The following is a 20609-nucleotide window of genomic DNA, read 5'->3' as shown; positions in this document are numbered from 1 at the left end:
ATACCGTGGTGAAGTCACCACGGTATTAATTCAATCATTCTCACGGTGAACAGCCATTATTCTAATATGCATTGTGAAAATAATTGACTTTACTGCCTAGATTATGAACGCGCTTCGGCGATTGCGCCAGAAAGTGCACCTAGAACTGTCGATGCTGAAACAATCAATCGGTTTAATTCTGCCTGCTCTTCGTTTTTAGGAATATGCGATTCACCCCGCATCTTGCTAATTAAAATTCCAGACAAAAAACCTGACATTAAACCAACGCCAGCACCAGCCCAAAGACCCCAACCAGCACCAGATACTGCATTCATTTCTACGACAGATAACTCTTTCATATAATTTCCTTATTAATTTTATTGAGTCAGTGATTGCTATTAACGCGCTTCGGCGATTGCGCCAGAAAGTGCGCCCAATAGAGTAGAAGCAGCAATAAGATGCTGATTGAGTTCATTTTTTTCTGGAGTTACATCATGAAACGTTTCTTTATTCAAGATCATAAGGCTATAGGTCGCAACAATCCCAGCCAAAGCCCCAACCCCTGCCCCCGCCCAAAAACCCCAGCCAGCACCCGATACTGCATTCATTTCTATAACAGATAACTCTTTCATATAATATCCTTATTATTTTTCGATCATAAATATTCATCGAAGTTTTATATAAATTATCATCTATAGTACATAATAGTGATAATCCCTGATGGCATTCATCATTTATAAGCAATGCAAATGCTCTGCTAAATTAGCAATAATAACGAAGCGTTTGCCACCGACATGAGACTAACAGAACAACTTTTCAGGAGTAAACTCATTTAAAAAAAAGCTCACCCTGTCTTATATATATCTAAGAAATTCACTAGACATTAATGAAAATAATTTCGATCAATACAGCGCAACTTATTTATAATTAAAAATTTAATATAAACAGCCGTTTAGTTTTCTGGTCAGTAAATAAAGTGGAAGAAGCTATCAGCGAGGGGGGCTTTCCCGGCCCTGACTTCAGAACCGGGTGAGAAGAAGGCAGATTTTACTTAGTGTCTTCTATTTCAAGGACAGCCTGTTTAAAGAGGGCAGTGAGCGGCTTTTCATCACCAAATACCGCCTTTTTATTGGCGTCTAACCAGCTTTCACGGTCGATATTTTTCCAATCAACGTCGTAACCAGCGTGAATAATCAGTTGCTCGAAGAAGATGCGTTGCGCCCGTCCATTGCCGTCGCGGAACGGATGCAGCAGATTGATACCCGTATAGTAATGAGCCAATTTCTTGCAGAAATCTTTGTGAGGAAGATCAACCAGATAACCCTCATCTTCCAGCTCCTGCATCAGCGCATTGCCCTCTTTCTCGATATAGGCGAAGTGGCAGAAAGGCGTGTCTTCTTTGTAGATATCCATTTCACGAAATTTACCAGCCCAAGGATAAATGTCCTGAAACAGCGTTTGGTGAATGGCGCAAAGGTGCGGCAAGCCCATCTCGGGTTGCCCAAGGGAGAGGGTAGCGGCCCGCAGCGCAGTAAAGGCCATTTCCGCCTGCGCTAATCGATTCGCCTCGTGAATACCTAGTTTATTTTCTAGCACCTGGATACCGGGATAGAGATAGGGGTCGACGCCTGCATTCAGCTTATCGTTCATAGTGCCCCCTTAAGTCATCCAGTCGCTGGGCAACTTGCTCTGGGGTGAGGTTCACAAGCTCGATGTGCAAACCATCCAACAGTGAACTGGCTTGGAAATTGCGATTTTGGCGCTCTTTGAACAACTTCTCTTTCTGTTTCGCGGTCAGCTTGGTACTCATCTCGGACTCCTTAGCGTGGGTACGCTCGCTAGCGTATTTCTGAGGTAAGTATAGTCAGGGAAAGTGAGGGCAAAAAAAATGCCCGGCATTTGCAGGGCATTCTTAGAAAACGGCGGGATAGGGCTTACTTTGCGCTACTTCTTGCGACCACCCATAATAGAGCCAAGCACGCCGCGCAGGATCTGCCGACCTAAGTCGCGCGCCATGCTTTTGGCTGCGACCTGCACCACCCCGTCTTTTTTCCCGCCACGCGGGCCGGTAGAGCCGAAGAGGATCTCATTCAAGCTGCCCATCAAGCCGCCACCCTCAGCCTGCGTTGCAGCCGGCTTTTGCGCCGCCGTGCCAGCAGGCTGTGCCACGGTGCCAAAGCCCTGAGCCTGAATCTTTTCATACGCCGACTCGCGGTCAATGGCATCTTCATACCGGCCATAGAGTGGCGATTTGTTCAGCGCGCTATTCATCCCCTCATCGCCGAGCATGCCCATTTTGGATTCTGGCGCGATAACCATCGCCCGCTCGACCACGTTCGGGCGCCCCTTCTCATCAAGGAAGGAGACCAGCGCTTCGCCGACGCCCAGCTCGGAAATTGCCATTTCAGCATCAAATTTCGGGTTAGCGCGCAGGGTCTGCGCCGCCGCTTTCACCGCCTTCTGGTCACGCGGCGTGAAAGCTCGCAGGGCGTGCTGCACGCGATTTCCCAGTTGGCCGAGCACGCTGTCAGGAATATCCAGCGGGTTCTGGGTGACGAAGTAGATACCCACCCCTTTCGAGCGAATCAGGCGAACAACCTGCTCAATCTTGGTCAACAGCGCGGCGGGAGCGTCGGTGAACAGCAGGTGCGCTTCGTCGAAGAAGAACACCAGTTTTGGCTGCTCGGGGTCGCCGACTTCGGGCAGATGCTCGAACAGCTCCGCCAGCAGCCACAGTAAGAACACGGCATACAGCTTAGGCTGGTTAATCAGTTTATCCGCCGCCAGCAGGTTAATAATGCCCTGCCCGTTGGCGTCAGTTTTCATCAAGTCCTTGATATCCAACATAGGTTCGCCGAAGAACTGGTTGGCGCCCTGTCCTTCCAGCGTCAGCAGCCCGCGCTGAATTGCGCCAATGGAAGCCGACGAAATGTTGCCGTACTGGGTCTGGAACTGTTTGGCGTTGTCGCCGACCACTTGCACCATTGCGCGCAGGTCTTTCATGTCGAGCAGCAGCATGCCGCTGTCATCGGCAATCTTAAACACCAGATTGAGCACGCCGGTTTGCACTTCATTCAGGTCGAGCAAGCGGGCGAGCAGCAGTGGACCAAGATCCGACACCGTGGCGCGGATCGGATGGCCTTTCTCGGCAAAAATATCCCATGGAATAATGGTGCAAGCCCGCGGCTGCCAGTCAGTCACACCAATGCCCTGAAGCCGCGCATTCAGCTTGTCCGACGCCACGCCCGGTGCGCCAATCCCTGACAAATCACCTTTCACATCGGCCAAAAATACCGGCACGCCGATACGCGAAAATTGCTCGGCCATGCGTTGAAGGGTCACGGTTTTACCCGTGCCGGTCGCGCCGGTGATTAAACCGTGGCGGTTAGCCAGCGCAGGCAGCAGCGTCAAGTTTTGCACGGGTTTGCCATCCTGCATGGCAATCGCGATCAGGCGGGGTTCACTCATTTCATTATCCTTTGAACAGGGGTGGGTTCTGGCACTGATTAAAACCTATAAGGCAGATGAATAGGCGTCAAGAAATCCGAATTTTTGGCATAAAAAAAGCCTCCGGATAGGAGGCTTTCGCATGCTTGCTACTGGCTAAAATTATGGCAGGACTTTGGCAGAAAGGATAACCACCGGCGTGGTTGGCACGTTCTGGTATGGGCCTACGTTATCGGTTTTCACCTGAGCGATTTTATCTACGACGTCCATCCCCTTGATAACTTTACCAAATACCGCATAACCGAAGTCACGCTGGCCGTGGTCGAGGAAGGCGTTGTCAGCCACGTTGAAGAAGAACTGGCTGGTCGCGCTGTCTTTCTCAGAAGTACGCGCCATGGCGATGGTGCCGCGCAGGTTACGCAAGCCATTGTCAGCTTCGTTTTTGATTGGCGCTTTGGTCTGCTTCTGCTGCATGTCAGTGGTGAAACCGCCACCCTGAATCATGAAGCCTGGAATAACGCGGTGGAAAATGGTGTTGTTGTAGTAACCACTTTGCGCGTAATCGACGAAATTCTTCACAGAAACCGGTGCTTTAGCACTGTCGAGTTCGACTTCGATATTACCTGCGGAGGTCGTCAGCAGTACGTGTTGCTGTGCGGCAGCGAGTGCAGCAGGTGACAGCGCGGTGAGGGAGAGCAGCGCAGTGACGGTCACTAAAGTACGTTTAAACATGACGATTCCTTTATCCAAAATACAAACAACTGTACCCGATAGATTTCAAGATGCAGCTAGGCGGCAGCCCGCGCGGCTTCAGCTCGAAATCTAACGGGATAAACCCATTGATTCTAAAGAGCCTATACCTACAGTGCCAGAGCTTTACTTTTATTTACGTATAGCTATGACCTGCCAAGTAAAAAAAAGTTTTGTCGGTCATCTCTCGCTTTGTGACATGGGGGGTTTTTTGACAACGCTATCCGGCTAAGATATAAAAATGAGAGCGCTCTCATTCTTCAATTTTAATCACCTATCACTGAATCACACTTTCAAAAAGGCAGGAGTCGAATATGAAAAAAATTGTCCTTTGCTGTGCCGCAGGAATGTCGACCAGTATGTTGGTTCAGCGAATGCTGAGTGAGGCGAAAACCCGCGAGCTGGACGTCGACGTGCGCGCCGTGCCGGTGGCCGAGTTTGAACACATTATTGGCGAAGCCGACGTGGTGCTACTCGGCCCGCAGGTACGCTATGAACTGGCCCGTCTCTCTGACCTCGCCACCCCGCTCGGCAAAAAAGTCGCGGTAATAGATATGATGGATTACGGCACCATGCGCGGCGACAAAGTGCTGGCGACGGCGCTGGAGCTTATCGGAGGTGCCCATGAGTCAGTTTAAAATCACCATCGTCGGCGGGGGCAGCAGCTATACGCCGGAGCTGGTCGAAGGCTTGATCCTACGCTTTAACGAGCTGCCGGTCACCGAACTGGCCTTAGTGGATGTCGAAGCGGGCCGCGAAAAAGTCACCATTATCTCCGAGCTGACCCGCCGCATGCTGGCGAAAGCCGGGCTGGAGCACGTCAAAGTTAGCGTGCATTTCCAGCTGGATGACGCCATTCGCGACGCCAAATTCGTGCTCACCCAGCTGCGCGTCGGCCAGCTCCCTGCCCGCGCCGCCGACGAGCGCCTCGGCTTGAAGTATGGCCTGATCGGCCAAGAAACCACTGGCGTAGGCGGCTTTGCCAAAGCACTGCGTACCATCCCGGTGCTGCTGGAAATTGCTCGAAAAGTTGAAGAATTAGCGCCAGACGCCTTCATCATCAACTTCACCAACCCGGCCGGTATCGTCACCGAAGCCGTGGCCCGCCACAGCAAAGCCAAAATCATCGGCCTGTGCAACGTGCCCATCACCATGCATCACATGATCTCTAAAATGCTTGGCGCGAAAGATGAAGATATTCATCTGCAATTCGCCGGGCTGAACCACATGGTGTGGGTGCATCGCGTGTTGGAGAAGGGCAAAGACGTGACGCAAAAAACGCTGGATCTGCTGTGCGACGGCGCGACGTTGACCATGAACAACATCAAGGATCAGCCGTGGAAGCCTGAGCTGCTGCGGGCGCTGGGGGTGATCCCTTGCCCATATCACCGCTATTTCTATCTGCCGCGCGCCATGCTGGAAGATGAGATTAAACAGGCGGCGGACGGCGGAACCCGTGCCGAAAAAGTGATGCAGGTGGAGAAAGAGCTGTTCGCGCTGTACGCCGATCCGAATCTGAATACCAAGCCGGAGCAGCTGAGTTTCCGCGGCGGCTCCTTCTATTCGGAAGTGGCACTGGAACTGATTCGCTCAATCCATAATAATCTCGGCACGCAAATGGTGGTAAATACATCAAATCACGGCGCTATTCATGGCTTACCGGATGACGCCGTGGTAGAAACCAACTGTATTATCGACGCCCACGGCGCGACGCCGCTGGTGTTCGGGCGCTTAGCGCCGGTACTGCATACGCTGGCGGATCAGGTGAAAACCTTTGAGCGCCTGACCATCGACTGCGCGGTGCACGGCGACCGACAAAGCGGCCTGCTGGCGCTGATGACCAACCCGTTGGTCGGCGACGCCGCGCTGGCACAACAACTCTTCGATGAGGTTTTACAGCTCAACGCGCCGTATTTACCTCAATTTAGATAATTTCCCTGCCCCTGACTGGCGGGGCTACAGGAGCCAGTATGGTGACATTGGAAGACGTCGCAGCCTATGCCGGAGTGTCCCGGGCCACCGTTTCTCGGGTGGTGAATGGCGACCAAAAGGTCAAAGCAGCCACGCGTGAAATCGTGGTTCGGGCTATCGCGATGTTGGGCTACAGCCCGCATCCGGCGGCCCGTGCGCTGGCGTCGAGCCAAAGCCATACACTGGGGTTAGTCACCACCTCCTATCGCGGTGCGTTTTTTGGCGCACTGATGGACGTGGTGCAAACCGAAGCCGAGTCGCAGGGGAAGCAGTTAGTCGTCACTCAAGGGCGTGATAGCGAGGAGAACGAACAGCAGGCCATTGCGCGGCTGTTCGGCTTACGCTGTGACGGCCTGATCCTGCACGTGCGCCACATCAGCGATGAACGCCTGAAACAGCTGGCCCACGACAACAATCCTTTCGTGCTGCTCGACCGTCTGGTGCCCGGACTGGAATCTCGCTGCATCAGCTTCGACCACGCCCTCGCCAGCAGCATCGCCACCCAGATGCTGCTCGACGCCGGTCATCGGCAAATAGCCTGCATCAGTGGGCCGCTGCTGCGCCACTCCGCCAAATTGCGCTGGCAAGGCTTCGCCGACGCCATGCAGCAGGCGGGGATTGCGCCTTTAGCGACGTTGGAGGGGGATTACAAACTGGACAGCGGCTTCCGCCACACCGACACCTTGTTACGCCAGCCGGTGAAGCCAACGGCGATTTACTGCTGCAATGAGGATATGGCGATTGGCGCCCTGCTGGCGATCAGCGAACACCGCCTGCGGGTGCCAGAAGATATTTCACTGATTTGCTATGACAGCGGCGAGCGCGCCGAGTTTGTGCGCCCGGCGCTGACCAGCGTGCACTTCCCGATAACCGACATGGCGCAGTTCGCCACGCGGCTACTGCTGGATGAACTGTCGCTCGAGGGCGATATCATCCACCAGCAGTTCCCACCGAAAATCGTCAGCCGCGACTCTATCGCGCCACCGCGCACTGACGCGCAGGCCGTCTAACTGTTGAAGTTGACCGACTCGGTTTTCTGCAAATGGATCACCGTCTGCGCGGGCTGCGTCTCGGCAATCACCACCCCGCGACGGATGGAGTAGCGCACTGGCGTCTGGCGGCGCACCGCGTCGAATCCGCTCTCAGCCGGGAGAATCACCAGATTGGCTTCATTGCCACTTTTCAAGTTATAGCCTTGAAGATTCAGGGTTTTGGCGCTGTAAGTGGTGATTAACTTCAGGCCATCGTCAATCTGCTGGTAGCCCATCAGTTGGCAGACATGCAGCCCCATGTGCAGCACTTGCAGCATGTTAGCGGTGCCCAGCGGATACCACGGGTCGAACACGTCATCGTGGCCGAAACAGACGTTAATCCCGGCGTCGAGCATCTCTTTCACCCGCGTCACGCCGCGACGTTTCGGGTAAGTGTCAAAGCGCCCTTGCAGATGAATATTCACCAGCGGGTTGGCAACAAAGTTAATGCCGGACATCTTCAGCAGGCGGAACAGCCGCGAGGTGTAAGCCCCGTTGTAAGAGTGCATCGCGGTGGTGTGGCTGGCGGTAACACGCGAGCCCATATTTTCGCGCAGGGCAAGAGCCGCGACGGTTTCCACAAAGCGCGACTGCTCGTCATCGATTTCATCGCAGTGCACATCGACCAGCTTGTGGTACTTTTGCGCCAGCGCGAAGGTCTTGTGCAGCGACTCCACGCCATACTCGCGGGTGAATTCAAAGTGCGGAATTGCCCCCACCACGTCGGCCCCCAGCCTCAGCGCCTCTTCCAGCAAGGCTTCGCCATTGGGATAGGACATGATGCCTTCCTGTGGGAAAGCGACAATCTGTACGTCGACCCAAGGCGCGACTTCGGCCTTCACTTCCAACATGGCTTTCAGCGCGGTCAGCGTCGGGTCAGAGACATCCACGTGAGTTCGCACGTGCTGAATGCCGTTGGCAATCTGCCACTTGAGGGTCTGCCACGCACGCGCTTTAACGTCTTCGTGAGTCAGCTGCGCCTTGCGCTCGGCCCATCGTTCAATGCCTTCGAACAAGGTGCCGGACTGGTTCCAAGCAGGTTGCCCGGCAGTCTGGGTGGTATCGAGATGAATATGCGGTTCGACAAACGGCGGGATCGCCAGCCCGCCCTGAGCATCCAGCACGCCCTCGGTCTGCCCAGTCCCCTGCGGCTGACTGGTGATTTGGCGAATGCGCCCGCCTTCGATTTGAATCTGCCACAACCCGTCGGCGTAAGGCAGTCGAACGTTTTTGATAGTCTGCAAACTGGTCTGAGTCACCTGTTACCTCGCTGAGATTTTGATGTTCTTCGCCCACAATAGCCCAAACCTGCGGGTTAGGAATCTTATTGCTTGAGCAAGTGCGCAAATTTCACCCAACCCTCGCCCCGAGCTTCACGGGCAACAAACCTATTTAAAATCGTCCACTTACATAAAAACCAATATAAATCAGTAAAATACCACCTAGGGAGTATATTGGAGGCGGCTTGATTTGCGTCAAGGTGCCCGACTTCACGCGCGTTATGTTGAGCCTATAGAAATCAATTCCGAGGCAAACATGAGCAAAGTCAGACTGGCGATTATTGGTAACGGCATGGTCGGCCATCGCTTTATTGAAGATTTATTGGATAAAGCCGAGCCGGGCCAGTTCGATATCACGGTATTTTGTGAAGAGCCGCGCGTCGCCTACGACCGCGTTCATCTTTCCTCCTATTTTTCCCACCACACCGCCGAAGAGTTATCTCTGGTGCGCGAAGGCTTCTACGAGAAGCACGGCGTTAAGGTGCTGATCGGCGAGCGAGCTATCACGCTGAACCGTGCCGAAAAGGTGATTCACTCCAGCAGCGGCCGCACCCTCTATTACGACAAACTGGTGATCGCCACCGGCTCCTACCCGTGGGTGCCGCCGATTGCCGGGTCTGACGGCCAGGACTGCTTCGTCTATCGCACCATTGAAGACCTGCACGCCATTGAAGCCTGCGCCCGTCGCAGCAAGCGCGGCGCGGTGGTCGGCGGCGGCCTGTTGGGGCTGGAAGCCGCAGGCGCGCTGAAAAATCTGGGCGTCGAAACCCATGTAATTGAATTCGCCCCCGGCCTGATGGCCGAACAGCTCGACGTGATGGGCGGCAACCAGCTGCGGCAGAAAATCGAAAGCATGGGCGTGCAAGTTCATACCGCGAAGAACACCAAAGAGATCTCCCAAGGCGGCCAGTTCGCCCGCAAAACCATGGCTTTCGCCGACGGCAGCTCGCTGGAAGTGGATTTCATCGTCTTCTCCACCGGTATCCGCCCGCAGGACAAGCTGGCGCGCCAGTGTGATTTAGAGATTGCGCCGCGCGGCGGCATTGTGATCAACGACCAGTGCCAGACCAGCGACGCGGATGTCTACGCCATCGGCGAATGCGCCTCGTGGAACCAGCGCACCTTCGGCTTGGTTGCGCCGGGCTATAAAATGGCTCAGGTCACCGCCGACCATCTGTTAGGCCGCGAAAACCAGTTCACCGGCGCGGATATGAGCGCCAAGCTCAAGCTGCTGGGCGTTGACGTGGCGGGTATCGGCGACGCCCATGCCCGCACCGAGGGCGCACGCAGTTACGTCTATCTCGATGAAAGCAAAGCCTTATACAAGCGTCTGGTGGTCAGCGAAGATAACAAAACCCTGCTCGGCGCGGTGTTGGTCGGCGACACCAGCGATTACGGCAATCTGCTGCAATTGGTGCTCAACAGCATTCCACTGCCGGAAAATCCGGACGCGCTGATCCTGCCAGCCCACGCGGGCAGCGGCGGCGCGGTGATTGGTACCGACGCCCTGCCGGAAAGCGCGCAAATCTGCTCCTGCTTCGACGTGACCAAGGGCGACATTATCAAAGCGGTTCAGGGCGGTTGCCACACGGTGGCGGAGCTGAAATCCACCACCAAAGCCGGCACCGGCTGCGGCGGCTGCATTCCGCTGGTGACCCAAGTGCTGAACGCCGAGCTGAGCAAGCAAGGCATAGAGGTGAATCATCACCTGTGCGAGCACTTCGCCTATTCGCGTCAGGAGCTTTACCACCTGATCCGCGTCGAAGGCATTAAGTCCTTCGAGCAGCTGCTGGCGAAATATGGTCAGGGCTACGGCTGCGAAGTTTGTAAACCGACCGTCGGCTCGCTGCTGGCCTCCTGCTGGAATGATTACGTGCTCAAACCGCAGCACGCGCCTCTTCAGGACACCAACGACGTGTTCCTCGCCAACATGCAGAAAGACGGCACTTACTCCGTTATTCCGCGCTCGCCGGGCGGCGAAATTACCCCGCAGGGCCTGCAAGCCATTGGCGAGATTGCCGCGGAATATAACCTCTATACCAAAATCACCGGCTCACAGCGCATCGGCATGTTCGGCGCGCAGAAAGACGATTTACCGGCAATTTGGCAGAAGCTGATTAATGCCGGATTCGAAACCGGCCAGGCCTACGCCAAGGCACTACGCATGGCGAAAACCTGCGTAGGAAGCACCTGGTGTCGATTTGGCGTCGGTGACAGCTTGGGCTTCGGCATCAGTCTGGAAAACCGCTACAAGGGCATCCGCACCCCGCACAAAATGAAATTCGGCGTTTCGGGCTGTACCCGTGAATGCTCAGAAGCTCAGGGCAAAGACGTGGGGATCATCGCCACCGAAAACGGCTGGAACCTGTATGTCTGCGGCAACGGCGGCATGAAGCCACGTCACGGCGATTTGCTGGCAGCCGATTTAGACAATGATCAACTGCTGCAATACCTCGACCGCTTCATGATGTTCTACATCCGCACCGCCGATAAGCTGCAACGCACCTCGGTTTGGCTGGAGAGCCTCGAAGGCGGCATTGATTACCTGCGCAAAGTGATCATTGACGACAAGCTTGGCCTGAATGAGCAACTGGAGGCGGAACTCGCCCGCCTGCGCGACTCGGCGGTCTGCGAATGGCAGGAAACGCTGAATGACCCGGCGGCGCAGACGCGCTTTGCCCACTTCATCAATAGCGCGCAGCGTGACCCGAACGTGCAGTTCGTCGGCGAGCGCCAGCAACACCGCCCTGCGCGGCCTGAAGAACGTATTCCCGTTAACCTGATTGACGCCGGGGAGGAAGTATTATGAGCCAGTGGCTAACCCTCTGTTCTGTTGAACAAATTCTGCCGGGCTGCGGCGTTTGTGCGCTGGCCGGTGAACAGCAAGTGGCGCTATTCCGCCCGCGCGCCGATGAGCAGGTTTTTGCTTTATCGAATATTGACCCTTTCGCCCAAGCCAGCGTATTGTCGCGCGGCATCATCGCCGAGCATCAGGGCGAGCTGTGGGTCGCCAGCCCGCTGAAAAAGCAACACTTCCGCCTGACGGACGGGCTGTGCATGGAAGATGAAAGCCATTCTATCACCGCCTATCCGACGCGAGTCCGCGACGGCAACGTGCAAATTAATCTTTAGGAGCGCCGCGCGCGATGGACTATTTCCCGCTGTTTTGCCAGTTACACAACAAAGCCTGTCTGCTGGTGGGGGCGGGAGACGTCGCGGAGCGCAAGGCGCGTCTGCTGCTCGACGCCGGGGCTGACCTGTGGGTGAACGCCACGAGCTTTAGCGCGCAGTTCGACGTCTGGCAAGCTGAAGGGAAAGTGCGCCTGCTGCGCGGGCCTTTCTCGCCGCTGCTGGTGGATGAAAAGTGGCTGGTGATCGCCGCGACGGATTCCGAAGCGGTTAATCAGCAAGTGAGCCAAGCCGCAGAACAGCGCCGAGTGTTCTGCAACGTGGTGGACGCGCCGGAAAGCGCCAGCTTCATCATGCCGTCGATCATCGACCGTTCTCCGCTGATGATTGCCGTCTCCTCCGGCGGCAATGCTCCCGTGTTGGCCCGCCTGCTGCGCGAACGGCTGGAGGCGATTCTTCCTCAGCATCTCGGCAAACTGGCAAACACAGCCGGGCAGCTGCGCCAGCGGGTCAAAACGCATTTTCAGGATATGTCGCAGCGCCGCCGCTGGTGGGAAAAGCTGTTTAATCATCATCGCCTGGCACAGTCGCTGGCTAACAATGATGCCCAGCAGAGCGACGCCTACATCGAAGAGCTATTTAGCCAGCCGGTGGAGCATCATGGCGAAGTGGTGCTGGTAGGCGCGGGGCCGGGAGACGCCGGTTTACTGACGCTAAAAGGTTTGCAACAGATGCAGCTGGCCGACGTGGTGGTGTATGACCGGCTGGTGTCTGACGCCGTGCTGAATCTGGTACGCCGCGACGCCGAGCGGATTTTTGTCGGCAAGCGCGCCGGGCACCACTGCGTGCCGCAAGAGAGAATCAACGATATTTTGCTCGAGCAGGCCAGGCTGGGTAAACGCGTGGTGCGGCTAAAAGGCGGTGACCCGTTTATCTTCGGGCGCGGCGGTGAAGAGCTGGAGGCACTGAAAGCCGAAGGCATCGCCTTCTCGGTAGTCCCAGGCATTACGGCGGCCTCCGGCTGTTCGGCCTACAGCGGTATTCCGCTGACTCACCGTGACCACGCGCAAAGTGTCCGGCTAATAACCGGTCACGCCAAGCAGGATGGCAAGCTCGACTGGGCCTGTCTGGCGCAGGGCCAGCAGACGCTGGTGTTCTATATGGGGCTGACGCAGGCGGCAGATATTCAGGCCAACCTGCTGAAAAACGGCCTCGCGGCCACCACGCCGGTCGCGCTGGTGGAAAATGGCACCACCCAGCGCCAACGGGTGATCACCGGCGAATTGTCCTCCCTCAGCCAGCTTGCCAAGCAGGTGGAAAGTCCAAGTTTAATTATCGTTGGCTCAGTGGTCAGTTTGCGTAACCAATTGAATTGGTTTGCCAGCGAAACACCCATCACAGAATATATGGACTGAATTTTAGATCTGTGTCGCGTCTGTATAAAATTTAACCCTTCACCAAATGGAATATTCAGCACCTTCCACTTAAACTTTAAGTACGCCAACTCTGGCGTCTTCTCTGTGGAGGGGCCAACCATGCGCCCATATATTCACGTCGGTAATGTCAGCAAGATCGCATTAGCTATTCTGGTCGCCCTGTCCCTCGCTGCATGCAGCGGAAGTGGCGGAGGCGGTTCATCAACCACTGCAAAAACCTCCACCACGGGCGCAGCAACGACCGGTGATGGTTCAACGTCAGGAAGTGATGGAACAACGGCGGGTAATGGATCGACCACCACAGGGAGTGGCACAGGAACAGGGACAACCACCACCGGCGACGGCGGGGTTACGGCGGGTAACGGCTCGGGTAATGGAAACGGCAGCGGATCAGGCTCTGGCTCTGGCTCTGGAAGTGGTTCAGGTAGCGGAACGCCGTCCACCACCCTGACCACTGGCACCATCCTCAGTAATGCCGGCGGCGCGGTGAGCGGCCTCGGCACTCAAGTTAGCAGTATCGCCAGCCAAGCCCCTGTCGGCAACGTGCCGTTGGTCGGCTCTGGTGTGGTCACTATTGTCGATAGCACCGGCAAGGCCGTCTCCGACGTCGGCGGCGGTATTCAAAATGGCGTCGGCCAGTTAGGCACCAATCCTAATGCCATCGGCACCACCGCCGCAGGCATTCCAAAAGCCGTGGCCGATCTGGGCACTGGCGTGAGCGGCTTAGGCACTTCGCTGGCGACCAACGGCGCGTCAACGCCTATAGGTGGAGTAACGGGCACGGCCGGTGGTTTGGTGAATGACGTCGGCAAGTTGACCACCAATACCGGCAACGGGCTGGCGAGCAATTTGCAAACGGGCGCACTGTCTAATGTCACCACCGCCACGACGGGCATAGTTACCCCGGTGGTGGCGAATGTTCAGGGAGTTACCCAGAACGTCGGCGGCGCAACCGGCCTCGGCACACCGGTCAACGGATTGGTGACTCAGGTGGGTGGCGCGGTAACCTCAGCGGGCACCCAACTCTCGGCGAATACTCCGGCGTTATCTGGCTTGGGGACGGCGGTACAAGATACCGGTAAAGCCGTTTCTGGCACCGGCGCGCTGGTGGTTCCGGCCAGTAACAGCACGACCAGCTCCGGGGGGATCTCAGCGGGCGCGTCAGCGTCGGCATCCCAATCTGGTGGCCTGCTGACCAACGTCAGCACCACGGTGGGCGGCCTGACTTCCGGCCTGACCGCCAAACTCGATACTAAGAAATAATCACTCACTTCATTCATTTCGACATCATAAAAACACTCCCTGTGCACCACAGGGAGTGAGCTAAAGCACAGCGTTTACCTTTCAATCTATGCGACCAAAGGAATGTTTATGAAAACAAAATCCTGCATAGTGGTGTTATTCGGCACTGTCATCGGCTATACCTCGGCTGACATGCTCCCCACGCTTATCGACCCGAATAACCCAGCCAAACTCGCGCGCCCTCTGTCCCAAGCTCCGGTAAAATCGCAAAAAATTAGCGTCACGACACCCAGCCCGACGCCTTCTTTCACGCCGCAAACGCTGGTGGAGGTGAAGCATATTCAGTTTGTCGGCGGCACGCGCTACGCGCTGGACTCCCTCAGCAAGCCTTTCGCCCCTTATATTGGCGAAAAGGTGCCGCTGTCACAGCTGCTGGCCGCCGCCGACACCATCACTCAGCGCTATAAACACGATGGCTACGTGCTCTCTTACGCCTATTTACCGGTGGACAATTTCCACGACGGCACGGTGAAAGTCGGGCTGGTGGAGGGCTACATCGCCTCGACGCAGATCCGCAGTGACAATGTGCAAATCGGTCGCTGGCTGAGCAAACTAGCGCAGCCAATGATGGCGGAAAAGCCGCTCACGCAGGACACTTTCGAACGCTACACCCTGCTGATGAACCGCACGCCGGACACTAAGGTCAGCGCGTCGGCCAATAACCCCAACAATATCTACGGCGCCACCACGCTCAATGTGGACGCCCAGCGCCCCCACAACTGGAATGTCATCACCAGCGCCGACACACGCAAAGGCCAAAATCTGGCTATCGTTAACGCGACCCTCAGCGGCTTAACCCCCTACGGCGAGCAGCTTGGCGTGGCAACGCTGGTGCCGCTCGGCGGTGACACGCGCAAAACCTATCTCGGCCTGAACTACCAGCAGTATCTCGGTGACGACGGCCTGCTGATGCAGCTCAAAGGCAGCTACTATCAGCAGAAAGATAAGAATTACAGCACTTTATTTACCCTGCCGGACGACATCAGTATTGGCGCGAAGAATAAGCAAACCCAATATAATGGCGGCGTGGTATTCAGCTATCCGCTGGAATTAACCCGCAAACGGCAGTGGACCCTCAGCGGCGGGCTGGATTATCTCGACAAGAAATATGACTACGACCTGTGGGCGATGCGCGCGGGCCAGCAAATCCAGCTCCCTGATGTCAATCAGCACGTCCGCTACCCGGCGGCGGATCTCACCCTCACCGGCTACCGCGAATACGATAAGGCTTACTGGAATGCGCGCTTCAATGTACGCCAAGGCATCGACGCCTTAGGGGCCAGCAACAATACGCCGAATGCCGATCTCGGCTTTACTCGCTGGAAATTTAACGGCGACACGGCCTATCTATTCGACCAGAAATGGCGACTGAGTGCCTCGGTGGAGGGTGACTGGACAGATAATGATTTGCCGGAGCCGGAGCGCGTCAACTTCGGGGCGACACATTATGGTCGGGGCTATCCGGACAGTGATGCCTCCGGCGATTACGGCGTCGGCGGGCAGGTGGAGATGCGCTACATGCACAATCTCGAACAGGGGAAATGGCTGAAAACCATCCAGCCTTACGCGGTAGTGGACGCCGCACGCGCCGGGTTTAATCAGGCTGGCATCGCCAAGCAAAAGCTGTCGTCTTACGCCCTCGGCGTGACTTTTAGCGATAACCGCCACTACTCGATTTCAGTCGAAGCGGCGCGACCGATTGGCGATACACCGATAGACAGCGACCAGCGCGCATGGCGCTACAACGCGACATTCACCTACAATTTCAACTCGGGCTCTTGATGCACAGACATAAAAAACCACGCCGAGGCGTGGTTTTTTATTGCTCGAGCCTAATGCTTACGGCGCGGCAACAAAGCCAATGGCTTCATACACTTTTGCCAGCGTAGACTTGGCTCGGGCGCGGGCTTTTTCAGCACCGTCACGCATGATTTGCTGCAACAAGGCTTCGTCATTACGGAAACGGTGATAACGCTCTTGCAGCTCGGTCAGCATACCTGAAACGGCTTCAGCCACCGCGCCTTTCAGATGACCATACATCTGGCCTTCGAACTCAGCTTCCAGCTCTGGGATGCTTTTGCCGGTCACGCCAGAGAGGATATCCAGCAGGTTAGAAACACCCGCTTTCGTCGTCAGGTCATAACGCACGACAGGCGGCTCTTCGGAGTCCGTCATCGCGCGTTTGATTTTTTTGGTTACCGCTTTTGGATCTTCCAGCAGGCCGATAACGTTGTTGCGGTTATCGTCAGACTTGGACATCTTCTTGGTCGGCTCTTGCAGAGACATCACGCGCGCGCCGGACTTAGGAATAAACGGTTCTGGAACGGTGAACACGTCGCCGTACAGCGCGTTAAAACGGTTGGCAATATCGCGGCTCAGCTCCAGATGCTGTTTCTGGTCTTCCCCTACTGGCACCTGATTGGTCTGGTACAACAGGATATCGGCGGCCATCAACACCGGATAATCGAATAAACCTGCCGTGATACTGGCATTTTCATTCTCATAACGGGTTGATTTATCTTTAAATTGAGTCATACGACCCAGTTCACCGAAGTAGGTATAGCAGTTGAGTGCCCAACTCAGCTGCGTATGTTCAGGAACGTGGGATTGCACAAAAATGGTACTTTTTTGCGGGTCAATGCCGCAGGCCAAGTACAGCGCTAACGTGTCGAGCGTCGCCTTGCGCAGCTGCGCAGGGTCTTGACGCACGGTGATCGCATGCAGGTCGACGATGCAGTAGATGCACTCGTAATCGTCCTGCAACTTAACCCACTGACGCAGCGCACCCATGTAGTTGCCAATGGTCAGTTCACCTGAGGGCTGTGCACCACTAAATACGATGGGTTTACTCATTTTTATGCTTCCTGATCTTTTAAGATAACAGCCCAAAAGTGGGCAAGAGGTCGGCGAAATGGTCCAACACGCTGTCGGGCTTGCTCAGCGCGATGCTTTCACCGTAGTTGTAGCCGTACGTTAAACCAACGCAGCGGCAACCGGCAGCCTGAGCCGCCTGAATATCATTACGCGAATCCCCGACAAAAACCAGTTCGCTAGCGCGTAAACCAAGCTGCGCTAGCATCAGGTAAATCGGCGCGGGGTGCGGTTTCTTTTGTACAACATCATCACCGCCGATCACCACCGAAAAATAGCTTTCGATGCCCAGCGATGCCAGCAGTGGCGCGACAAACGGCGTCGGCTTGTTGGTGATAAGACCCAACGGCAGGCCCTGCGCGTGCAAGGCGGCCAGTGTCTCTTTAACCTGTGGGTAGAGGCGGCTGCCACCGGCGGCGGTGTCGGCGTAGTAGTGGTCGAATTTATCCCGCACACACTGCAAAGCCGCAGGAGACATATCTCCCTCGGCCCAGCGCACGGCGCGTTCCACCATGACATCAGCGCCGTTGCCAATCCAGGTGCTGATACGCTCAACGCCAGCAGCGGGTAAACCCATATCTTTCAGGGCCATATCTACCGCATCTGCCAGTCCCGGCGCGCTGTCTACCAAGGTGCCGTCGAGATCAAAAGCAGCGCCTTTAAGTGTCATAACGCCTGCGGGCAGAGAATCAGTCATGGGAAACCTTCGCCAGTTCGCTGCGCATATGGTCAATCACCGTGCGGTAGTCAGGCTGGTTGAAGATGGCAGAACCGGCGACAAACATGTCAGCGCCCGCTGCGGCAATCTCACCAATGTTTTCAGCTTTCACGCCACCGTCAATTTCCAAACGGATGTCATAGCCGCTGTCGTCGATCAGTTTGCGCACCTGGCGCAGTTTGTCGAGGGTGCCCGGAATAAACGACTGGCCGCCGAAGCCTGGGTTGACGGACATCAGCAGGATCACGTCGAGTTTGTCCATCACGTAATCGAGGTAGCTCAGAGAGGTCGCCGGGTTGAACACCAGACCGGCTTTACAGCCGTGCTCTTTGATCAGCTGGATAGTGCGGTCGACGTGCTCAGACGCTTCCGGATGGAAAGAGATATAAGTGGCACCGGCCGCGGCAAAGTCAGGGATCAGGCGATCAACTGGCTTAACCATCAGGTGAACATCAATTGGCGCGTTGATGCCGGATTTCTGTAGGTAATTATGCAGCGACTGGCAGACCAAAGGTCCGATGGTCAGGTTAGGCACGTAGTGGTTATCCATGACGTCAAAGTGAACGACGTCACCGCCAGCTTCCAGTGCTTTCACAGTGTCTTCGCCCAAACGCGCAAAGTCAGCCGAAAGAATAGATGGGGCAATTAAAAACTTTTTCATCCGCTTCTCCAAACTACTTATAGGTTTACAGAAATAATCGGTTTTATATCAACGAGAAAGATCAGCGATAAAGCGCTAACAGCTCATTCACTTTACTGCGTTGCGATACATTGCTGCTGATAGTCCGGCGGGCAGAAACCCGATGCAGCTTCGCTCCGGCGTACCACTCCAACGTGAGTGGCGTTTCATGGTTGGAGATCAACACCGGCACGTCGCGCTCTGAAGATAACTGATGCGCCAGACGGGCCAGATTCTGCTGATCTGCCATGCTGAAACTGTTGGTATGGTAAGCCGTAAAATTAGCCGTGGCCGATAACGGCGCGTACGGAGGGTCACAATACACCACCGATCCGGAAACCGCCTTCAGCAGAGTTGGCTGGTAATGCTCGCAAACAAACTGTGCATTCTGTGCTTTTTCGGCAAACCAGTAGAGTTCCGCTTCCGGGAAATAGGGCTTCTTATAACGACCAAAAGGCACATTGAACGCACCGCTAAGATTATAGCGACACAGCCCGTTGTAACAATGGCGGTTGAGATACAGGAACAACACCGAGCGACGGTAGATATCACTCGTCAGGTTGAATTCTTCTCTCAAGGCGTAGAAACGTTCTGATTGGTTGAATTCAGGAGAGAAAAGCACGCGAGCATCGCGCACGAATTCTGCGGTACGCGATTTAACAATGTTGTAGAGGTTAATCAGGTCGCTGTTGATGTCAGCCAGAATGTACGATTTATAGTCGGTGTTAAGAAACACCGACCCCGCACCAACAAAAGGCTCTATTAAACAATCACCTGCTGGAAGATGACGTTTGATGTCATCGACCAGCGGGTATTTGCCACCAGCCCATTTCAAAAAAGCGCGGTTTTTCTTCATGCCGTCAGTTAGCTACTTATACAATTCACAGCCGCGGATTGTACCCTGTTTTTAGACAGCAAATCGCGTTGAGATCAGATTCATTTTTTCAGGTCTTGCTGTACTTGATGTACAGGCTTAACCCACGGTTTTTTGGCTTGAACTTCAGCTGGCAAACGAGAAATTGCGCTCTTAGCTTCTGCAGAAGAAGCATAGTTGCCGCTCACCAGAACATACCAAGGCTTACCATCACGCGAAGTCTGATAAACCAGATAGTTTTTCAGGCCCTGCTGTTTAGCGAAGGCGTTCAGGGAGTTGGACTGTGAAGCCCCGCTCAGCTGCAACGTAAAGTGGCTGCCCGGTGCGGATTTAATCGCGCCGCCGCTGCCCGTCGCTGGCGCACTGGCCGTGGCAACAGGTTTAGTTGTTTCTTTCGCCGGATGAGACGCTGTCGCTGCCGGTTTAGTCGCCGCTGGCTTGCTAGCCGCAGGCTTATTGGCATGGGCTGGCGCAGTGTGCGTGGCTTTTGGCTGCGCAGCTTTGTGCGTAGTCTGCTGCTGCGTGTTACGCGGCGCGACTGGCGCAGTGCCTTTGGCAGCACCATCAACGGTGGCTGGCGCTGTCGGCAATGAAGTCAGCGACTGTGCTCCGGCGTTAATGCCATCCTGCGCGGCAGAGTTAACCTGACCTTGCTGAGAAGAGAGCGCGTCAGACATATCTCCCGGCAAATCAACACGCTCTTTGGCCTGGCCGTTATCGGGCTGAGGCTGAGCTTCAGTTGGCGTAGAGGAAATAGGAGGCAGGCCGATACTTTTCGGCTGTGCGTCACCGCTCGCGGAGGCTGCATTTTGTTGAGCTTGCTCAGTAGGCTGAGTCGGCGCCGCTGCGTCATTGCCTGAACCCGACAAGTTGATGTCTTTCGGTCCATTATTGACTTGCGAAGCTTCATGCTTGGTTGGGGCTTTGAGGGCAGAACCAATACCGACAATCAGTAACAGCAGTACCAGAATGCCGACACCAATCATCACATGTTGGCGTGATACGGCAAGTTTAGGTCCAGAAGAAGGCGGTTTGCGTGAGCGCGTTGGGCGGCGATCGCTTGTGTCTGGCTTGAGATCGTCTTCCGGTGTTAAATCATCCATCTAAAACCTCCAACCCGGCTAAAGGCCAGCAAATGCGAC

At 55.4% G+C, this 20609-nt stretch carries 19 protein-coding genes and 1 pseudogene; 8 read left to right on the top strand and 12 right to left on the bottom strand.

The features are described from left to right. Nucleotides 1-101: 101 nt before the first annotated feature. The 6 genes from ACT3RR_RS13020 to ppiA form a co-directional block, all read right to left on the bottom strand. Entirely contained in the window at nucleotides 102-338 is a 237-nt protein-coding gene (locus ACT3RR_RS13020; RefSeq protein ID WP_353503583.1) for a hypothetical protein, read from the bottom strand. 39 nt (nucleotides 339-377) lie between these two features. Continuing rightward, nucleotides 378-611 (bottom strand): hypothetical protein, encoded by a 234-nt coding sequence (locus tag ACT3RR_RS13015; RefSeq protein WP_353503584.1) that lies wholly within the window; start codon nucleotides 609-611, stop codon nucleotides 378-380. A gap of 415 nt (nucleotides 612-1026) precedes the next feature. Then, nucleotides 1027-1629, bottom strand: a complete 603-nt coding sequence (locus ACT3RR_RS13010) for a putative adenosine monophosphate-protein transferase Fic (RefSeq protein ID WP_496200462.1) — start codon at nucleotides 1627-1629, stop codon at nucleotides 1027-1029. Beyond that, complete coding sequence (locus ACT3RR_RS13005; RefSeq protein WP_353503586.1) at nucleotides 1619-1789, bottom strand: YhfG family protein; 171 nt, start codon at nucleotides 1787-1789, stop codon at nucleotides 1619-1621. Before ACT3RR_RS13005 ends, ACT3RR_RS13010 begins: the two co-directional genes overlap by 11 nt. Before the next feature lie 134 nt (nucleotides 1790-1923). Then, complete coding sequence (locus ACT3RR_RS13000) at nucleotides 1924-3447, bottom strand: helicase HerA-like domain-containing protein (protein ID WP_496200461.1); 1524 nt, start codon at nucleotides 3445-3447, stop codon at nucleotides 1924-1926. Between the two features lie 141 nt (nucleotides 3448-3588). Then, the gene (gene ppiA, locus ACT3RR_RS12995) at nucleotides 3589-4158 is read right to left on the bottom strand and encodes a peptidylprolyl isomerase A (protein ID WP_034793783.1); all 570 of its coding nucleotides are present in this window, start codon (nucleotides 4156-4158) and stop codon (nucleotides 3589-3591) included. A 332-nt stretch (nucleotides 4159-4490) separates the two neighbouring features. Here ppiA and ACT3RR_RS12990 point away from each other — a divergent pair, with 332 nt between their 5' ends. Genes ACT3RR_RS12990 through ACT3RR_RS12980 form a run of 3 tightly spaced genes read left to right on the top strand, consistent with a single transcriptional unit; the run spans nucleotide 4491 to nucleotide 7157 of the window. Then, nucleotides 4491-4814 carry a PTS sugar transporter subunit IIB gene (locus ACT3RR_RS12990; protein WP_485903054.1) on the top strand — a complete coding sequence of 108 codons (324 nt, stop codon included), beginning with the start codon at nucleotides 4491-4493 and terminating at the stop codon, nucleotides 4812-4814. Further along, nucleotides 4801-6108 (top strand): 6-phospho-beta-glucosidase, encoded by a 1308-nt coding sequence (locus ACT3RR_RS12985; RefSeq protein ID WP_496200460.1) that lies wholly within the window; start codon nucleotides 4801-4803, stop codon nucleotides 6106-6108. Before ACT3RR_RS12990 ends, ACT3RR_RS12985 begins: the two co-directional genes overlap by 14 nt. 38 nt (nucleotides 6109-6146) lie before the next feature. Continuing rightward, on the top strand, nucleotides 6147-7157 hold the full coding sequence (locus ACT3RR_RS12980; protein ID WP_496200459.1) for a LacI family DNA-binding transcriptional regulator: 1011 nt from the start codon (nucleotides 6147-6149) through the stop codon (nucleotides 7155-7157). On the opposite strand, the gene ACT3RR_RS12975 is transcribed toward ACT3RR_RS12980, so the two are convergent. Then, nucleotides 7154-8437 (bottom strand): cytosine deaminase, encoded by a 1284-nt coding sequence (locus ACT3RR_RS12975; protein WP_496200458.1) that lies wholly within the window; start codon nucleotides 8435-8437, stop codon nucleotides 7154-7156. The genes ACT3RR_RS12980 and ACT3RR_RS12975 overlap by 4 nt on opposite strands. Nucleotides 8438-8714: 277 nt before the next feature. Between ACT3RR_RS12975 and nirB the strand changes: the two genes are divergently transcribed. The 5 genes from nirB to ACT3RR_RS12950 all read left to right on the top strand — a co-directional run bounded on the left by nirB (nucleotide 8715) and on the right by ACT3RR_RS12950 (nucleotide 16107). Continuing rightward, complete coding sequence (gene nirB / locus ACT3RR_RS12970; RefSeq protein ID WP_496200457.1) at nucleotides 8715-11267, top strand: nitrite reductase large subunit NirB; 2553 nt, start codon at nucleotides 8715-8717, stop codon at nucleotides 11265-11267. Then, nucleotides 11264-11590 carry a nitrite reductase small subunit NirD gene (nirD, locus tag ACT3RR_RS12965; RefSeq protein WP_278877117.1) on the top strand — a complete coding sequence of 109 codons (327 nt, stop codon included), beginning with the start codon at nucleotides 11264-11266 and terminating at the stop codon, nucleotides 11588-11590. The genes nirB and nirD overlap by 4 nt, the downstream gene beginning before the upstream one ends. Nucleotides 11591-11604: 14 nt before the next feature. Then, a complete protein-coding gene (gene cysG, locus ACT3RR_RS12960; RefSeq protein ID WP_496200456.1) occupies nucleotides 11605-13002 on the top strand; it encodes a siroheme synthase CysG in 1398 nt (465 codons plus the stop codon). A gap of 120 nt (nucleotides 13003-13122) precedes the next feature. Continuing rightward, entirely contained in the window at nucleotides 13123-14286 is a 1164-nt protein-coding gene (locus ACT3RR_RS12955; RefSeq protein WP_496200455.1) for a collagen-like triple helix repeat-containing protein, read from the top strand. A 108-nt stretch (nucleotides 14287-14394) separates the two neighbouring features. Next, the gene (locus ACT3RR_RS12950) at nucleotides 14395-16107 is read left to right on the top strand and encodes a ShlB/FhaC/HecB family hemolysin secretion/activation protein (protein ID WP_496200454.1); all 1713 of its coding nucleotides are present in this window, start codon (nucleotides 14395-14397) and stop codon (nucleotides 16105-16107) included. Nucleotides 16108-16164: 57 nt separating this feature from the next. On the opposite strand, the gene trpS is transcribed toward ACT3RR_RS12950, so the two are convergent. The 5 genes and pseudogenes from trpS to ACT3RR_RS12925 all read right to left on the bottom strand — a co-directional run bounded on the left by trpS (nucleotide 16165) and on the right by ACT3RR_RS12925 (nucleotide 20570). Continuing rightward, on the bottom strand, nucleotides 16165-17178 hold the full coding sequence (gene trpS, locus ACT3RR_RS12945) for a tryptophan--tRNA ligase (protein ID WP_496200453.1): 1014 nt from the start codon (nucleotides 17176-17178) through the stop codon (nucleotides 16165-16167). Nucleotides 17179-17180: 2 nt separating this feature from the next. Further along, nucleotides 17181-17893 (bottom strand): annotated as a pseudogene (locus ACT3RR_RS12940) (phosphoglycolate phosphatase). Next, nucleotides 17886-18575, bottom strand: coding sequence for a ribulose-phosphate 3-epimerase (rpe, locus tag ACT3RR_RS12935; RefSeq protein WP_100936412.1), 690 nt, complete (start codon nucleotides 18573-18575; stop codon nucleotides 17886-17888). The pseudogene ACT3RR_RS12940 and the gene rpe overlap by 8 nt, the downstream one beginning before the upstream one ends. Before the next feature lie 61 nt (nucleotides 18576-18636). Next, nucleotides 18637-19449, bottom strand: coding sequence for an adenine-specific DNA-methyltransferase (dam, locus tag ACT3RR_RS12930; protein ID WP_496200452.1), 813 nt, complete (start codon nucleotides 19447-19449; stop codon nucleotides 18637-18639). 80 nt (nucleotides 19450-19529) lie between these two features. Next, nucleotides 19530-20570, bottom strand: coding sequence for an SPOR domain-containing protein (locus ACT3RR_RS12925; RefSeq protein WP_496200451.1), 1041 nt, complete (start codon nucleotides 20568-20570; stop codon nucleotides 19530-19532). Nucleotides 20571-20609 lie beyond the last annotated feature (39 nt).

This window comes from Ewingella sp. AOP8-B2-18 (genome assembly GCF_052376015.1).
GTDB classification, from domain to species: Bacteria; Pseudomonadota; Gammaproteobacteria; order Enterobacterales; family Enterobacteriaceae; genus Ewingella; species Ewingella allii.
The sequence above is the reverse complement of the archived record's forward strand: the minus strand, read 5'-3'. Positions and strand labels throughout refer to the sequence as shown.

What these genes read in the sequence shown, in the direction of transcription:
- ACT3RR_RS12990 (WP_485903054.1), top strand. Translation starts at nt 4,491, where the DNA reads ATGAAAAAAATTGTCCTTTGCTGTGCCGCAGGAATGTCGACCAGTATG.
- ACT3RR_RS12955 (WP_496200455.1), top strand. Translation starts at nt 13,123, where the DNA reads ATGCGCCCATATATTCACGTCGGTAATGTCAGCAAGATCGCATTAGCT.
- cysG (WP_496200456.1), top strand. Translation starts at nt 11,605, where the DNA reads ATGGACTATTTCCCGCTGTTTTGCCAGTTACACAACAAAGCCTGTCTG.
- ACT3RR_RS12925 (WP_496200451.1), bottom strand. Translation starts at nt 20,570, where the DNA reads ATGGATGATTTAACACCGGAAGACGATCTCAAGCCAGACACAAGCGAT.
- ppiA (WP_034793783.1), bottom strand. Translation starts at nt 4,158, where the DNA reads ATGTTTAAACGTACTTTAGTGACCGTCACTGCGCTGCTCTCCCTCACC.
- ACT3RR_RS13015 (WP_353503584.1), bottom strand. Translation starts at nt 611, where the DNA reads ATGAAAGAGTTATCTGTTATAGAAATGAATGCAGTATCGGGTGCTGGC.
- nirD (WP_278877117.1), top strand. Translation starts at nt 11,264, where the DNA reads ATGAGCCAGTGGCTAACCCTCTGTTCTGTTGAACAAATTCTGCCGGGC.
- ACT3RR_RS13005 (WP_353503586.1), bottom strand. Translation starts at nt 1,789, where the DNA reads ATGAGTACCAAGCTGACCGCGAAACAGAAAGAGAAGTTGTTCAAAGAG.
- trpS (WP_496200453.1), bottom strand. Translation starts at nt 17,178, where the DNA reads ATGAGTAAACCCATCGTATTTAGTGGTGCACAGCCCTCAGGTGAACTG.
- ACT3RR_RS13020 (WP_353503583.1), bottom strand. Translation starts at nt 338, where the DNA reads ATGAAAGAGTTATCTGTCGTAGAAATGAATGCAGTATCTGGTGCTGGT.
- rpe (WP_100936412.1), bottom strand. Translation starts at nt 18,575, where the DNA reads ATGAAAAAGTTTTTAATTGCCCCATCTATTCTTTCGGCTGACTTTGCG.
- ACT3RR_RS12950 (WP_496200454.1), top strand. Translation starts at nt 14,395, where the DNA reads ATGAAAACAAAATCCTGCATAGTGGTGTTATTCGGCACTGTCATCGGC.
- ACT3RR_RS12980 (WP_496200459.1), top strand. Translation starts at nt 6,147, where the DNA reads ATGGTGACATTGGAAGACGTCGCAGCCTATGCCGGAGTGTCCCGGGCC.
- dam (WP_496200452.1), bottom strand. Translation starts at nt 19,449, where the DNA reads ATGAAGAAAAACCGCGCTTTTTTGAAATGGGCTGGTGGCAAATACCCG.
- ACT3RR_RS13010 (WP_496200462.1), bottom strand. Translation starts at nt 1,629, where the DNA reads ATGAACGATAAGCTGAATGCAGGCGTCGACCCCTATCTCTATCCCGGT.
- ACT3RR_RS12985 (WP_496200460.1), top strand. Translation starts at nt 4,801, where the DNA reads ATGAGTCAGTTTAAAATCACCATCGTCGGCGGGGGCAGCAGCTATACG.
- ACT3RR_RS13000 (WP_496200461.1), bottom strand. Translation starts at nt 3,447, where the DNA reads ATGAGTGAACCCCGCCTGATCGCGATTGCCATGCAGGATGGCAAACCC.
- nirB (WP_496200457.1), top strand. Translation starts at nt 8,715, where the DNA reads ATGAGCAAAGTCAGACTGGCGATTATTGGTAACGGCATGGTCGGCCAT.